Origin of the sequence: Rhodopirellula halodulae (assembly GCF_020966775.1) — a bacterium.
GTDB classification, from domain to species: domain Bacteria; phylum Planctomycetota; class Planctomycetia; order Pirellulales; family Pirellulaceae; genus Rhodopirellula; species Rhodopirellula halodulae.
On record NZ_JAJKFV010000029.1, the window covers coordinates 1,488,897 to 1,504,866 of the forward strand.

The 15,970-nt window shown below is 56.3% G+C and carries 11 protein-coding genes; 7 read left to right on the forward strand and 4 right to left on the reverse strand.

Annotated elements, in window-relative coordinates:
* Positions 1-29: 29 nt before the first annotated feature.
* Positions 30-869 carry a purine-nucleoside phosphorylase gene (locus tag LOC70_RS18355; protein WP_230255441.1) on the forward strand — a complete coding sequence of 280 codons (840 nt, stop codon included), beginning with the start codon at positions 30-32 and terminating at the stop codon, positions 867-869.
* Between the two features lie 150 nt (positions 870-1,019).
* Positions 1,020-1,631, forward strand: a complete 612-nt coding sequence (locus tag LOC70_RS18360) for a DUF937 domain-containing protein (protein WP_255716230.1) — start codon at positions 1,020-1,022, stop codon at positions 1,629-1,631.
* 16 nt (positions 1,632-1,647) lie between these two features.
* Here the strand turns inward: LOC70_RS18360 and LOC70_RS18365 are convergent, their stop codons facing one another.
* Entirely contained in the window at positions 1,648-4,761 is a 3,114-nt protein-coding gene (locus LOC70_RS18365; protein WP_230255443.1) for a GlcNAc transferase, read from the reverse strand.
* Between the two features lie 42 nt (positions 4,762-4,803).
* Positions 4,804-6,498, reverse strand: a complete 1,695-nt coding sequence (locus tag LOC70_RS18370; RefSeq protein ID WP_230255444.1) for a hypothetical protein — start codon at positions 6,496-6,498, stop codon at positions 4,804-4,806.
* Between the two features lie 251 nt (positions 6,499-6,749).
* Between LOC70_RS18370 and LOC70_RS18375 the strand changes: the two genes are divergently transcribed.
* Positions 6,750-7,613, forward strand: a complete 864-nt coding sequence (locus tag LOC70_RS18375) for a hypothetical protein (protein ID WP_230255445.1) — start codon at positions 6,750-6,752, stop codon at positions 7,611-7,613.
* A gap of 155 nt (positions 7,614-7,768) precedes the next feature.
* Here the strand turns inward: LOC70_RS18375 and LOC70_RS18380 are convergent, their stop codons facing one another.
* Entirely contained in the window at positions 7,769-8,992 is a 1,224-nt protein-coding gene (locus LOC70_RS18380) for a hypothetical protein (protein ID WP_230255446.1), read from the reverse strand.
* 437 nt (positions 8,993-9,429) lie between these two features.
* Between LOC70_RS18380 and LOC70_RS18385 the strand changes: the two genes are divergently transcribed.
* Positions 9,430-11,577 (forward strand): DUF1592 domain-containing protein, encoded by a 2,148-nt coding sequence (locus LOC70_RS18385; protein ID WP_230255447.1) that lies wholly within the window; start codon positions 9,430-9,432, stop codon positions 11,575-11,577.
* On the forward strand, positions 11,574-12,923 hold the full coding sequence (locus tag LOC70_RS18390) for a DUF1552 domain-containing protein (RefSeq protein ID WP_230255448.1): 1,350 nt from the start codon (positions 11,574-11,576) through the stop codon (positions 12,921-12,923). Before LOC70_RS18385 ends, LOC70_RS18390 begins: the two co-directional genes overlap by 4 nt.
* Positions 12,924-12,993: 70 nt before the next feature.
* On the opposite strand, the gene LOC70_RS18395 is transcribed toward LOC70_RS18390, so the two are convergent.
* Positions 12,994-13,413, reverse strand: coding sequence for a hypothetical protein (locus LOC70_RS18395; protein WP_255716443.1), 420 nt, complete (start codon positions 13,411-13,413; stop codon positions 12,994-12,996).
* A 417-nt stretch (positions 13,414-13,830) separates the two neighbouring features.
* Between LOC70_RS18395 and LOC70_RS24520 the strand changes: the two genes are divergently transcribed.
* Positions 13,831-14,859 (forward strand): diacylglycerol/lipid kinase family protein, encoded by a 1,029-nt coding sequence (locus LOC70_RS24520; RefSeq protein ID WP_230255450.1) that lies wholly within the window; start codon positions 13,831-13,833, stop codon positions 14,857-14,859.
* A gap of 164 nt (positions 14,860-15,023) precedes the next feature.
* Entirely contained in the window at positions 15,024-15,869 is an 846-nt protein-coding gene (kdsA, locus tag LOC70_RS18405) for a 3-deoxy-8-phosphooctulonate synthase (protein WP_230255451.1), read from the forward strand.
* Positions 15,870-15,970: the final 101 nt, after the last annotated feature.

A 15,970-nucleotide genomic window follows, 5' to 3' on the forward strand; every position in this document is an offset into this window, starting at 1 on the left:
ATCGGTGTCTCTCCAACGCGATTTGATCCATGCTCGATCTGTACGACAAAATTGAAGAAGCCTGCACAGAAATCCGTCGTCATACACGCGACACGCCTCGCGTGGGAATCATTTTGGGCACCGGATTGGGCGGGTTGGTCGAGGAGATCGAAGTCGAAGCCGCATTGGACTATTCGCAGGTGCCTCACTTTTTGGAGTCAACCGCGACCAGTCACGCCGGCCGATTGATCATCGGACGTTTGGCCGGCGTTCCAGTTCTGGCGATGGAGGGACGCTTTCACTTTTATGAAGGTTACGACCTGAAAGACATCACGTTGCCCGTTCGCGTGTTCAAGGCGATGGGAGTCGACTTGCTCGTCGTTAGCAACGCGTGTGGAGGTTTGAATCCTCAATACAACAACGGCGACATCATGGTGATCGAAGACCAGATCAATCTGATGGGCGGGAACCCGTTGATCGGGATCAACGATGATCGATTGGGGCCTCGTTTCCCCGATATGTGCGAGCCGTATGATCAGACTTGGATCGATCGCACCTTGGCCATCGCGCGGCGGAACGAAATCTATCCTCACAAAGGCGTCTTCGTCGCGGTCGCTGGGCCGTGTTTGGAAACGAGAGCGGAATATCGCTATCTGCGAATGATTGGTGCCGATGTCGTCGGGATGAGTACGGTGCCCGAAACGATCGTCGCCGTGCATGCCGGATTGAAAGTGGTCGGGCTAAGCGTGATCACCGACATGTGTTTGCCTGATGCGTTGAAGCCCGTGGATGTGGCGGAGATCATCGCAACCGCCAACGAAGCGGAACCCAAACTGCGAACCATCGTTCGTGGCATCGTGCAGGAGTGCGGCGAAGTACGGATCGCCTGAGCGAGTTGGACGGAGCCAACAGAACCTAGCAAGTCGAACCATGGGTGGTTCGTGGGTGCGAAGGATCGGTACACTTGTGCATCGCTTTTCTTCGCTTCCACAAAATCTTATCCGCAAGTTCTTTTCCACCAGGAATCATTCATTTCTGAATTGCTGGAACAAGTTGGCCGTCAAATGACGCCCGACCGTATCTCTACTTTGAGTCGATCGCTTGGTGCCGACGAAGACTCGGTTCGAAACGCGATCAGCGCCGCTCTGCCAACGTTGTTGGGGGCGGTTGCTCGTCAGGCTGATGATCCCAATCAAACCGCTCAACTGCATCACGCTTTGGAGCGGGATCATGATGGTTCGTTGTTGGATCATCTTGGTGGATTGCTCGGATCAGGCGATGCGACCGAGCATTCGGGTGTGACCTCCAAGACGACGGCTGGTGGAGCGATCTTGGATCACATTCTCGGCAGCAAGAAAGAACGCGTTGAGCACGGCGTCAGTGCAGCCAGCGGTCTATCCACGGGCCAATCGACCAAGCTGATGATGATGTTGGCGCCCGTGTTGATGGGCGTGTTGGGCCAGCAACGAAAGTCGAAAGGATTGAGCCCAGACGGCTTGGGAGAAATGTTGCGTCAAGAAAAAGCGTCGGTGCAGCAATCAGCGGCGGGTGGCAGCATGCTGGGCCGGATCCTGGATCAAGACGGCGATGGCGACTTTGACATGATGGACGTGGTCAAGTTCGGGATGGGACGTTTGTTTGGACGCAAATGACTTCGTCCGTTGACGGTTACTGACCCGCGTCGGAATTTCGCATCGACTCAAATCGTTCGATTTGCAGATGAAGATGCCATTGTCCTGGATCATCCATCAGACTTGCCCGTTCCAATTCAATGGCTTCGTCAACCTCGCCTTGCTGAGCGAGGATTTCCGCCAGCGTGTCCCGGAACACGGCACTGTCGGGTTCCAATGACACCGCCCGGCGTGACAGGGTCAGTGCGTCGTCGAGTCGTGCGTGATTGCGGACGGCGGACCACGCCACATTGTTTGCTGCGGTCGCGTCCATCGGGAACTTGCTCATGTGAGCGAGCCCTGAGTCCACGATACGATTGATCCATTGTTCCGCGTCTTCCACCATTCCCAGATCGCGAATTCGAGGCAGCATCGATTCGGCGGAGTGGATGTCGATGGGTTCAAAACGCAGCAGCGTCTCAAAAATTTCACGGACTTCACGCTGGTCGTCTTGCGAAAGACTTTCGCGAGGCACCTGAAGAATCAATTCCAGCCGATTCCGAAGGATCAACTGCGGAAGGATCACATAGTTGATCTCGCGATAGTCCGATGCCGCCAACGTTCCCGCGAATGCTAGATCGTACCAGCGAACTGCTTCACGTCGCTGCGCGATGATGTCTGGCGGTAGCAATGTCATGGTGGCTTCTGCCGCGTTGACCTCTTCTGCGGCTTCGGTTGTGGTTCGACGCAACATAAACTTGTTGTAGGCACGAGCGATGTCCATCAACGCCAGTGTTTCATCCGATTCGAAAGCGGTCAGCAACAACAGCGATTGGTACAGGTCATCAGCGAGGTCCCACATTCCGGCACTCGCGAGCGCGTCGGCCATCTTTTGTCGCATGTCCGTCGAAGGGGATGCTGCCATCACGCGTAGTTGCGATTCCAAATCCTGGATAAGCTTCTCGTCTCCGTCACGCCGCGCGATCAGCAGTTGTTGAAGCACGACATCAAAAGCAAGCAATCCGTCGTCTCGAAGTCGTCGGCTCAACACGCGTTCGGGTTCTTGAATCAGTTCCCTCCAGATCGCCTCGAAGTCTTCGGGCGAAGGTGGTGTGGGGAGGTCGCGCGCATGGGTGGAAAGCAATCGCAAACGAGCTTGCAGGTCGCCTGCCGTCGATTGTCCTCGCACCAAAGCCCGAACAAGATCCGATCGTTTGTGCCGATCAAAAAGTGTTTCCCACTGCTCGGCGGTTGGGATATCCGCTTCGGAAAGGTTGTAAGCGTCAACTTTATTCTGAACGTCCAAATCGCCGGCGGAGTTGCCCGATTTCAGGTGCTCGCCAAGCAGATCAATCCATTCGCGATGACGCCGAATGTCGTCGTTGTTCGCTCGAGCGATTTCACAGGCGGTAATGAAGCACTGTTGGGCGGACCATTCTGGACGGCGCTGGTAAATGAACCAATTCAAGTAGTACAGTGTCTCTTCGCTGACCGGCTCGACCGCTCTCGCGGCCAAACGAAGCGACAGACGCGAGAGCAGGCTTGGTTTTTCGGGGGCCGCGAGCTCAAACACCCACTGGGTTTTGCTTGTCAACGCAAGCATCGCCATGACGTAGTGCGACGCCAGTAAGACTTCGTGACCGGGACGAGTCTTCACGAACAAGCGCGAATCACTGAGCTGTGTCGCGATGCGATACGCGATGTCGTCGCGTCCAATGTCCAACGCGATCAACATCAGCGACAAGCAATCCATGACTTTGTCGGTTGGCGAACTGCCTTGTCCGGACGAGAGTACTTTGTCCGGAACGCTACGTTGTTGGTGGATCGCCTGGTCGACCCACGTTTCCAAAGAAATGTCCAGCTCCGGTAGGTCGTAACCCAGTAGTTCCAACCCTCGTTCATGACGAGACGTTCGGACCGCGATGGCCGAGGCTTCGCGAGGGGCGGTGTCGGCGAGAAGATCAATCGCCGTGTCGACTTCGCCATGAATCAGCAACGCTCGCCAGCGAAGTGTCTCGTACACGGGAGAAGGCGGTTGCGGGAATGTTCGCGACAGAGCCCGAATGGCTTGATCTCGGAGCGGCTGATTGCCCGATCGTGTTGCTGCGATCAACACATCTGCCCACAGCCGAATGTGTTCGTCTTGCGCCAGCAAGTGTTTCGAATTCGGATGATTCTTCTTGTCCGGTTCCTCGCCAGAAAGTCGCCGCGTGAACGGTTCGGCTTGTCGAGCAGATTCCTGTGCCAAAGCTTCCCACTGCGAGGTCACCATCCGCACGACGCGATTGAGTGAATGGTGCGATTCGGTCGTGGCGTCCGCATCGGATTCGGAGTCGGAAGGTTTCTTCGTTTGCTGATCAAACTCGCGTGCGATTTGTTCAGCCTGTTGCTGCTTTCCGCGACGCAGCAGCATCACACACATTGCTTCGGCGCGTTGTTCGTCGGTCCAGGTTTGTGCAGAAGCGGGCAGCGATGGTTCTTCGTCAAAGCGGCCGATCAGGTCGTCACGGCAAAGGGCCATCTTTTTGTTCGCCGACGCGTAATCCATGAATGCGATCAAATCGGTCACGGACTCGCGCTGCACCGCGAGTCGTGCATAAATCGGAAAGCGAGATTCAAAGATGAGCGAGACGCGGGCGGCGACGGATTCGAATTCGATGGTCGAAAACGATTCTTCCATCGCGATGCGCGCAGCGACAAACTCACCTGCTTCCAACAGGATCTCGATCGCCTCGGCCGGTGACGCATCGGAAAGGTTGTTTTGAAGTGCGGCTGGGGTGTCAGGTAGGATTCCGCGTTGCCATTGCGATTGGACCCAACGGGCGCGTCCCGCAATTTCGGGGTCGATGCTTCGGGCGGCTTCCATCACGACGTCGCGAAACTGGTCGCGATCTCGCCACCAACGCATCGTGGTTTGAGTGCGTTCTTCAAAACGCCTCGCGGCGATCGATTCGCCAGACACCGCGGGGGAGGAGCTGGACGAGTCTGGGTCGGATGGGGTTTGATCCGCGACCGCCGTGGTGGCGATTAGAACGCACAGCAGGGCACACGGGCCCAGTCGGCCAAGGGGGCTCAGTCGGCCGAGCAAACGCAACCTGACAAGGAAGACTCTGTCATACGCCAAAAGACCGACCGATGATGTGATGCGTCGCCGATGCAACCGAGTTTCCATCTCACGCATTCTTCCGAGAAGGTTTGTCACTGATGGGCGGCATCATTGGAGTTCGCTTTCGATCCAGTTTGCAATTTGTTGTGGATCCGCACCCTCGACGGAGTCCAACGACCGAAGCTGATTCACGGCGTCGGTGCGAACTTCTGGAGTGGACTTGGTCGCCACCGATTCGTAAACCGCTTTCGCGGCTTTGCCGGTCTGCGAATCCAGTGGCAGTTGGAACGCAGCCAATGCTTTGGCGACGATGAACGGAACTTCATCGAGTGGGTAGGTGTAGTTGCGAGCGCCGCGACGAGCGATCAATTGATTGGCATCCGCTTCCACCACGAGCAACGACAATGAGTCCGTGATATTGAATTCATTGCCCGCCGTCAGGTTTGCCATTCCTCGAGACACGGCGCCTCGGTAGTACGTCCCTAAATCCGCGATTTGATAGAGCGTTTCTGCTTTGCCCTTCTGTTCCGGCGTGACGGCGGATTGCTCAGCAGCTTCCGCCAAGTCTTTCATTGCGGACCAGTTCGCTTGGCGAATGGCATCCGCCGCTTTGACAATCGCCTGTTCTCCGCTCGCGATCATTTCTGGCGTCGCTTCGGACGGTGCGTCCGGCTCCGGCGGCGTCATCGCGGGTGGAGTGTTGGTCGGTGACATCGTCGTTTCTGACGAATTGTCATCCGTGGTCGGGTCGGCGGTTGGCGTCATGCCAGCCATTCCCGAATTCATGTCGCCTGGACGACTCATGTTTTCGTTGGGAGTGGCCGATGGCGGCGGGTTTTGCATTCCGCCGGCGATCATGGAGGTTGTGTCTGGAGGTTCGGTGTTTTCGGACAGGTAGTTGCCCAGCGAATTGCGAGAATTTCGGTCGCCTGAGGGAACGGTTTTCATGATCCCGTCGCTGGCGGGACGAGTCGCTTGCGGCGTCGGTGCCTGCGTGTTATTTGGAGTGGATGCCGGTTGATTCGCGGCAGAGTCGTCTCGGCGAGTTCGAATCGTCACGCCATCGTTGCTGCGAACGACTTGAACCTCGCCGGGACCCCAAAAGAAAAACGCAGCCAAGCAACCCACCACGACGAAACCCAACAACAAGAAGCCGCCCATCAGCCAGCCGCCTGACTTTTTGCGACGCCGGGCTCTATCGGCCGATGGTGAACGAGTTTGCACGACCAACGGAGCAACCGTCTGATTGGATGCCGCGGCGGCGGACGATGGAATCTCGGGTGTCGTGACCGTTGCTGCTGGCTGGACAGCTTGGTGGTGAGCCGGAGATGGTTGCGGAACCGGTGCGGCGACACCGGACGGCGTCACGACTTCTGCCTCGACAGGTGCCTCTGGTTGCGGTGCGGGTGGGTTCGCAGCGGTCGGGGACGCACTGGGAAGCAACGCCGCCAAAGGGTCCACCGGTGCGTCGGCCTGAGATGGTGGACTCGAGGCAGTTGGATTGGCCGCAGGTGCCTCGGGCGAATCCAAAGCGACAATTCCGAATCGAGCATCCAGCTGTGATTTCTTTCGTGGATCCGTCAGCGTTCGCTGGGCGGTTTGAACAACTTGGGCCGCACGACTCCAAACGTCGGCCGACGTTTCGGACTTGGCTGCTTTCAGTTGATGGATCCGATTCGCGATGGCCTGGTGAATGTTTTCTGGATTGGCTTCACCGGGTTGCAACCCAAAGACCTGGTAGGCATGCGGTGATTTGACGTGTTCAGGCAGTTCCAGCAACTCGTGAATGGTTTTCCCTGACATGCCTGCATCCAAATTTCAGCGACGATAATTCGCGAAAGGTGCGGGATCGAGGTCCTGTCGATCCGGGGTGCCACCGCAACACCGTGTCGCCATTCTAGCTGATCAGCCAGGAAACGCCCAATGACTCCTGCTTCGATGTTTCTGACAGTGGCATTTGTAACGAATCGGGTGATGGCTCCCGGGAACGCGGTGGATTGGTTCTATATTGAAAGCTGCTCAAGCTTCGCCCTCTTCCCTGGATGAAATGTCGTATGAGAAGTCTCACGTGGATTTTGGCCGGACTCTGCTTCGTTGGAATCAGTGGCGTGGCCACGAGTTTGACCGCCGAGGATGAGCCGCAAAGCGAAGAGCGTTCAGCCGAATCCAGGTTGCCCGATGAGGTGTCAGAACGCCTGGCTGAAATGGCGATGCAGGATTCGGACGACGTCAACCGATTGAACGCCTTGCAGATCTGCCAGCGAGTCCTATCCGGGGAAGACTTGAAGCCGGTGGTTTTGCACTGCCTCGAAGATACGAACTTCATGACGGCAAGTGAGGCTTTCAAGTCGATTGCTCAGATCGGTTTGTCAGACAGCGACCAAGTCGACTTGGCGATCGCTCATGCCAGATTGGTTCTCAAGGTTTTTCAATACAAGACCGCAAGCAGTCTCGATGCGGATCCGTGTCGGCCAGTCATGAAAGTGCTCCGCGAACATCCTGAGCTGACTGGTGAAAAGCTGATCGCATTGTTGGAGCAAGACGATCAGCACGCCGAGGTTCATTTGATGCTCTTGCAAGCTTGCCAGGTGAAGCTGACAGAAAAACAGGACTTGTTGTTGCAACTGTCGAAGTCAGAAAGCAAACAGGTTCGCCGGGCAGTCATTGGAGTTTGGGAATCGCAGACCGAGCCTGAGAAGTCTGCGCAACACAGCCTTGAGTCGATCGACAAAGACTCAAAGTTCTATCGTTATGCCGAGCGGATTCTCAAGCGATACGACAAAGACGGATCGGGCTCACTGAATGAGTCGGAGGCGGAGACCATGCTTCTGAAGCCATTTCCCGCCGATGCAAACAAAGACGGAGAGGTGACGGTCTCTGAATATGCCCACTTCATGGAGCAGCGAAGCAAGCGATGAATTGGGCTCGGTTGACTCAACTCGATCGCGACGTTCGTTCATGGATTGTTGATTCGACCGTAGGTTGGCCACTCTTGGCCGACAACCGCAAGTTGAACGGGCAAGCACGTTCATCCTGCGTTCGTTGATTCTTGCTCCCGGCAACCACAAGCCGTTCAAGGAACTTGGAAGAACATCACGGGGTAGTTGCGTTTCGGTGCAGGTGACGAGGGGGGCGTCTGGCGAATGGTTTCGTTGTCGCGAGGCTCATTGTCGCGTGGATCGGATCGATGCGAAACGAGATGAGCGGGAAACTTAAGCGACTTGGTGAGCAGGGTGCGGAAGCTTTGTTCCAACTGTTGCTCCAGGCTGCGTTGGAACTGATCCGCTTCTCGTTGCATCGACCGTTGCAAAGCGGGGAGCGAGTTCAGTTCGCGTGCCAATTCCTCTAGACCTTTGGGAGCTTTGATTTCAACCTTCAGCTCTTTGAGCACCGGTTGAAGCACCTTGTCTGCCAAAGCCTCCAATGGTTTCAGCACGACGCCGAGGATTTTTCCGGGGGCCTCCAAGATCTCTCGAATGCTGAATTGCAGTTTCTTTCGAGAGAACGGAACTTTGATCGTCAGTTCTTTGCCGAGAGTTTTTTCGAGTTTGGCTACGGTTTTTTCGGCGGGTGCCAACTTCTTATCGAAGGAAATCAAAGACTGATCGACTTGCATGTAGACACGAACGGGAGCGTTCAGCTGAGTCAACCCGTTGCCAAAACGGTCGACTTGTTGGCGAACGTTACGCAGACCACTGGCGAAGGTTTGAACGCTGGGCCGAGTCACTCGAGAAACCGATTCGGCTGCGGGCACGCCACCGGGGACGGATCGAGCGCGAGAGACGAGGCCCTGCAAGTCTTGACGTCGCTGTGTGATCGTTCGCGAGTACGCCACTAGCTTCTGTTCGGCACCGAATATCGTTTGCTCCATCGAACGCAGACGATCTCGCATGGGACGCAGGACATCTTCTTCTGCCTTGTCAGTTTTCTTACGCAGCGTGTGCAGTTGCTCCTGGATTCGTTCCAGGTTTTTGCGAAGCGTTCGGGCCAGCGTGCGGACTTTGGGAATGGATGTGTAGGGTTGCAAATCGTCGACGAGGTCTTTGACTTTCTTGTCCATGGATCGAATTGTTTTGGTTGCGTCGATCGCATGCCCCACTCCGTCGCGGGCGGTTTTGACCTGCTGGCGAAGTTGCGTCAGTCGCCCCCGAAGAGCTTCACAGTCCGTTTGAATTTGGGCCAAATCCGAGTCGAGCAATCGTGTGTGCGGCATGTCGCCGGGGATCGATCCCGCGGATGCGGACGAAATCAAGCAAGCCAGCAAACAGGGGATGGCGAGGATTGAGAAGCGTATCATGACTCGGTCCTTGGAAGAGAGGCGATTGGGAGGTCACGGAGTCATGCGTGGAACCGACGGCGATCCCCTCATGCAAAATGAAAAAAATTCCCGCGTGCGGGCGACCGAGCAACGTTTGTCGTGAAAGAGCCACCGTTTGCTTCGTAAACTCCGGCTCAGACGCTGTTTCGACCAACAACCGAGGGGTTTGCTCGAGGAAAAGAACGCTCGCCAGCAGGAAGCTGCGACGACGGCATGGAAGCGAAGACATTGCGACACGCCGTGGGCTGATCGCGTCTTTTTCTTTGCAGCGACGTTGGATTTTTTTGAATTGTGTCGGTCAGCTCCGAGTGAGATATCTGGTTCTTCCGCGCTGTAGCTTCGCATCAGCTAGGATGGATCGTCCCACCTTGCTTCCCTCCCGCCCCAATCCGCCCCAGACAAGGGACTTCTCTCCCATGCGGAATCTGCTGTCCATTCAGTTCAAACGCCGATACAGATGCGCTGGCATCCGCTGCGTTGCTGCCATGTGGATCGCGTTTCTATCGAACGCATGGACGGGCTCGCCTGTTCACGCGGAAGAAGTCGGCACCGACCCGAGCGTTGAGCCAAATCGTGAGTTGTCGATTGCCGCGGTCTTCGAAGAACACTGTGTGATGTGCCATGACCAAGACGATGATCCCGCCGCGGGAGTCAGCCTGAATGGTCTCCGTCACGAAAACATGGGGCAGGATTTAGATCGATTGCAGCGTTTGATCGAGGTCTTGGATCGCAATGAGATGCCGCCCGAAGATGAGCCGCCGTTGCCGCAGGCCACTCGCACCAAGTTGTTGGCGAAACTGACATCGGCGTTGCACGACAAGGTGGCTGAAACACATCCCGTGATTCAGACGCCGATTCGCCGCATGAACCGTTTTCAATACAACAACGCGGTGATGGATCTGTTTGAGTTGAAGTGCATCGTCTTCACTCTGCCCGAACGAATGCTTCGCGAGCATCGCGGTTACTTTCAGCCGCAGAATGGAAAGATGCCTGACGAAGTGTTCGTGGGCAGTCGGCCATTGGGTAAGTCTCAAATGATCGAACCTCGGCTGGCCGGCGTCGCGGCGTTTCCGCAAGACTTGCGTGCCGAACACGGATACGACAACCAGGCGGACCACCTTTCCTTGTCCCCGTTGTTGATGGAATCGTTCTTGAAGTTGGGAACGTCCATCACCGAAAGCCCCGACTTCCATTCCAAGAACGTCGGTGTCTGGAACTGGTTCTTTCGCGAACCGGAGCAGTGGGATCAGTCGACGGGATCAACCATCGAGGCCGAGTTGCGTCCGCGAATGGTGCGGTTTCTTCATCGAGCCTTTCGCGGTCAAGTTACCGACGTCCAGGTGGATCGTTACACGCAGTACGCTGTCAATCGTGTGCAAGCGGAGGATCCCTTTGTCGATATCATGAAGTCGGTCGCGGCCGCGGTGATCTCTTCGCCGCGTTTTCTGTATCTGTACGGTGAAGTCGCTGATGACAACGACAGCGAAGCAAGCGATTTTGAACTTGCTTCGCGGTTGTCGTTTTTTCTGTGGGGAAGTTTGCCGGACTCGGAGTTGCTGCAGCTTGCCGAGGCAGGAACCTTGCACGAACCTGACGTGCTGAATGAACAGTTCGACCGGATGATTCGCGATCGCCGGCTCAAGCGTTTTTGCGACTCGTTTCCAGCCCAGTGGTTACAACTCGATCGAATTGTCTCGTCCGTTCCCGACCGCGAACAATTTCCGCAGTTCTACTTTTTGAAGTATCGCGACAGCATGCACATGATGCTGGAACCGCTGTTGTTGTTTGAGACGGTGTTGATCGAGAACCAACCGATCACCCAGTTGCTCGATTCTGATTTCACGTACCGGTCCGATTTGCTGGAGAACGCCTACGGAGAGCTCGCAACAAACCCCAAACGTCGCGGCCAATCCGTGACGGCAATTCGATTCCGCAGGATGCCGATCAAAGATCGACGCACGGGCGGCGTGATCACGAATGCGGCGGTGATGACCATGACGTCGGGACCGCAGCGGACTCAACCGATCACGCGAGGGGCATGGATGGCCGGCGTGATCTTCAACAACCCGCCGGAACCACCGCCCGCTGACGTGCCTGCTTTGGATGAGAAACCGCCGGAGGGCGAGGAGCACCTAACGCTTCGCGAGCGTTTGGCGATGCACCGGCAGCGATCCGATTGCAAAGGGTGCCACGAAAAGATTGACCCGCTGGGGTTTGCTTTGGAGAACTACAACCCGATCGGCACGTGGCGAGAACAATACGAGAACGGTCGCGAAGTCGACATGGCCGGGACGTTGTTTCGAAAACACTCGTTCGCGGATGTTGTCGAGTTCAAGGATGCGTTGCTCGCCGAAAAGGATCGGTTCACGGAGGCGTTGGCTGGCCACTTGTTGACATTCGCGTTGGCTCGTCCCCTTGGACCCACCGACAAAATCGCGGTCGAGAATATCGCTGCCGCGACGATCGAAGATGAATACCGGATGCAGACGTTGCTGCGGCAGGTGGTGTTGAGCGAGCCCTTTTGTTCGTCATCGCAGTCCCAACGAGAAGAGGAAATTCCATGAGACGAACCACACGCCGTCAGTTTTTACGGGGCATGGGTGGTGCTTCCTTGGCATTGCCTTGGATGCCCAGTTTGGCCACCGCGGGGGAAGCCTCCACGCCGCTGATGCGGATGGCGCATTTCTATGTGCCCATCGGTGTCGTGAGACGCGGGTTTTTTCCGGGCGAAGCGGAGCACATCATTCCGAAGGGAAATCTCGGAAACGTGATGAAGTCCCTGGGAAAGCAAAACCCATTCGCCAGCGACCAACCGTTGGGCGAGTTGACTCCCACGATGCAGCCGCTTGAGCCGATCAAGCACAAGTTGACTTTGATCACCGGAATGGATCGCACGTTTCAACAGGGGACCGACGTGCACGCGCAGTGTGCATCTTGTTACCTGAGCAGTGCGGTGCCTTACACCGTCCAGGGAACGGCTTGGCCACTCGATCGAACGTTGGATCATTTGGTCGCCGATCACATTGGACGCCAAACACCGTTTTCAACGTTGGAGTTCAGTTGCAACAGCCATCGTGACAACAAGGAATCTATCTACTTCGACAACATCTCATGGTATGGAACGGGGCATCTGGCACCGTCCATTCGCGACCCGCGGAAAATGTACCGCCGATTGTTCAGCACGCGAGAGATTGATCGTTATCGGGACGTGACTGATTTGGTTCTCGCGGACGCTCATGAGCTGCAGCACGAACTGGCCTACGACGACCGACACAAATTCGCGGAGTACTTCGAGTCGATCCGAGCGATCGAGCTGCAGATGGATCGGCTCGAGAAAATGAAAGGCGAATTGGCTCGCATTCAAATGGACGAACCGCCGGAGGCCCACCTTCCGCGAGGCGAATACATTCGGTTGATGGGCGATTTGATGGTGGTGGCTTTGCAAACCGGGCTGACGAATGTGGCCACGTTCATGGTCGGGCCTGAACGTTGGGACACACCGTTTCTATTTGAGAGCCTGTTCGATACGCCTCGCAGCCATCACCAGATGTCACACAACCAAACCAAGATGATCGATGACTTGTTGAAAGTGGATTTGTTCCACATGCAGCAGTTTGCGTATTTGGTTCAAAAGATGGACGCCATTGAACAGCCCGATGGTGCGACGCTGCTGGATCACACGCTGTTCACCTACGGTTCCGGTTTGGGGGATGGATCGACGCACCAGTACAACGATTTGCCAATCATCGTTGCGGGTGGTGGGAACCGGGTGAAATCCGGGCGTCACATCAACATGCCCGAAGGAACGCCGCTGGCGAACTTGTGGCTGACACAGGCTCAATTGATGGGCGTCTCAATGCCACGATTCGCGGACAGCACCGGTGTCATTCAGCCCTTCGTGGCGGTCTGAGCCGACGGCATTGATTGAAAGTTGTGATTCAAACAGGCGGACAAGCCGTTTCTGAAACACGCTGGTTGGTTCAATGGCCGGCGGAGGCGACTTGATGATGCAGACCGACGGATTGGCTTGGCAAGCACAGCCAGTCCGTGATCACGACTCGTTGCACCAGCGGTTCGTCCAGGTGTTGCAGAACCACATCCATCAATCGTTCGCGAATTTCTTTTTGGGATGGATCGTTCAACCAAGAAGCATCGACTTGCCGCAGCATTTGTTCGGCGGCTTCCGTGATTGGCATTTGGTTGAGCTTCAATCGTTCCTCGCCGCGAAACCGTCGAGATGGGTCGACGATGGCGTGCAATTGAAATTGGAATGTGCAGTCCGGAACATTTGGGTTTTGAAACCGCAACAGTCCGATCTCGATCGCTGAGCTTTGCATGTTGCTCAACCGAGCCACTCGGCTACGAACGTAGCCAATCACCGCAGCATGGATTGCCACCATGAGCAGGATGATTGCGGGAGCCCAGAAACGACGCAGCAGTTGCACGGGATTGCTCTGTGAGAACTCAGAGGAGTGAAGTCAAAGCGAAATCGGAAACAAAAATTGAGATTGATTGGTTCCGTCGAAGCCTAGGTTGCGGAAATTTGCCGGGCAAATGGACGGCGAAATTTTCTTCTCGCATCCCGTGAATGTCTCGAAATGGCCGAGATCGAACCTTTTCGCGACGAATCGCCGAGATTTGGGCTCTGGTTGGAAGAGCACAAACGGTCAGACGTTCATCAGCCGAACGAATTTGCCGATGCCGCACGGCTGCGATAGGGAGTCCGGCAAAAGCCGGCGACTTCCGCCTAGGCGGTCACGCCGAAATATTGAACACTCTGCATCACTTCTCCACCCACACTTGGTATTCGTCGCGTCGTGTCCAACGAGAAACTCAAACGTCTCATCCGCGAGGTCTGGATTTTCTCCAGTCCCAAGGCTGGCACGGGCGCGGGACGCAACGAGATTTCTCGGCTGATCAAACTGTGTCGTGCGGAGGGGCTGACTTGCTATCACATGGACAGCTTGCCGGAGTTGGCTGAGCGGATTGAGGCGAAGAAATGCGAGTCGGGTGAGTCTCCGATCGACCATGTGGCGGTTGTTGGAGCCGGAGGCGATGGGACACTGGCGTTGTTGGCGGGGCAGTTGCCCAGCGGAATCCCAATTGTCCCGATGCCGATGGGCACGGAGAACTTATTGGCGAGGTACTACGGATACTCTCGGCAAGCTGGTGCCGTGTTTCAAACGATTCGCCGCGGCCATGCGATGACGATTGATGCTGGCCGAGCCAACGGTCGATTGTTCTTGGTCATGGTGACGGCTGGGTTCGACGCCGAGGTCGTTCGCGCGATGCACCTGACACGTCGAGGGCATATCAATCGATTCAGTTACGCCGGTCCGATTTGGCGAGCCATTCGACGTTATGCGTTCCCCGTGATCGAAGCGGAAATGGAATTCGCGACGGCGACCAAGGCAGCGAAAAAAGTCGCGTCATCCGTCAACGCGGGGCCTTCGGAGAATTCGCTGTCCACGTCGTTTGACGCCGAGACTTCCATCCCAACCACGCAAAATATCCGAGCCAGCGGATGTTGGATGATGGCGTTCAATTTGCCTTGCTATGCGGCTTCGTTGCCCATCGAACCGGAAGCCAACGGGCGAGATGGTCGCTTGGATCTAATCAGTCTGACCTATGGTTCTGTGATTGCGGGGCTGCGTTATTTGATGTCGCTGCCCGGCGGGCGGCATTTGAAACGGTCGGACGTGTTTCGCTATCAGGCCACCAAGATCACTTGGAACAGTCTGTCTCGGGTGCCATATCAAGTGGATGGGGACTACGCCGGACGATTGCCGGTCAAGATTGAAGTTCTGCCGAACCACGTGACGTTGTTGAAACCGCAGCAAGCCTAGCTGCCAGCTTTGAAAAAAACGCACGAACGTCGAGCCGGGGGAGTCGTGCGTCCAATTGGCAACGGCACGGTCAGTCGCCAAGATAGATCGGGTCGGCAACTTCGAGAATTGCGTTGTCGGTGTCCGCCTTTTCTACCCGAGCCAGAGCACGGATTCGCGACGTTATGAGTGAGACTTCTGAGATTCAACCGGTGCGGATCGCTGATCACGTGTGTGGTCCCGGCGAGCCTCTCTTGGTGATCGCTGGCCCGTGCGTGTTGCAGTCTCGCGAATTGGCGTTGGAGATCGGCGAGGTCTTGGCTCGAATCAACGAGCGGTCGGATGTTCAGGTTGTCTTCAAAGCTTCCTTTGACAAAGCCAATCGCACGAGTTTGTCGTCTCAACGTGGCCCCGGAATCGATCAGGGGCTGGGATTGTTGGAAGCCGTTCGTGCCAACACCGGACTGCCCGTCACCACGGACATCCATTTGCCTGAGCAAGCCAAGGCGGTCGGCGAAGTCTGTGACTTGTTGCAAATCCCAGCATTCTTGGCTCGCCAAACCGATTTGTTGGTAGCGGCGGCTCAAACGGGGCGACCCGTCAATGTGAAAAAAGGGCAGTTCATGGCTCCCGGTGACATGCGGTACGTGATCGACAAACTGCGGGGGTCCGGGGACGGTGGTGTCATGGCTTGCGAACGTGGGACCTTTTTCGGCTACGGGCGTTTGGTCAACGACATGCAGTCCATCCCGATCATGCGGTCGCTGGGCGTGCCGGTGGTCTTCGATGCGACTCACAGCGTCCAGCAACCGGGGGGACTGGGCGGAGCCACGGGCGGAAATCGGGAAATGGTCGAACCATTGGCTCGCGCGGCCGTAGCCATCGGATGTGATGCTCTCTTTTTTGAGACCCATCCAGATCCACAAACTTCACCAAGCGATGGCCCCAACATGATCCCGTTGGACCAATTCGCGGGAACGCTGGATCGATTGCTTCGTCTGCGGGAGACCGTGGATAGCCTGGCTGATTGACCGCGAATTTGGATCCGTGATTGACCGACTCGCGCGTTGGACGCGGGTGACCCTTTCGAATTTCTATCTCAACTATCCGCAGTGCCCGTGCCCGCCAAGCC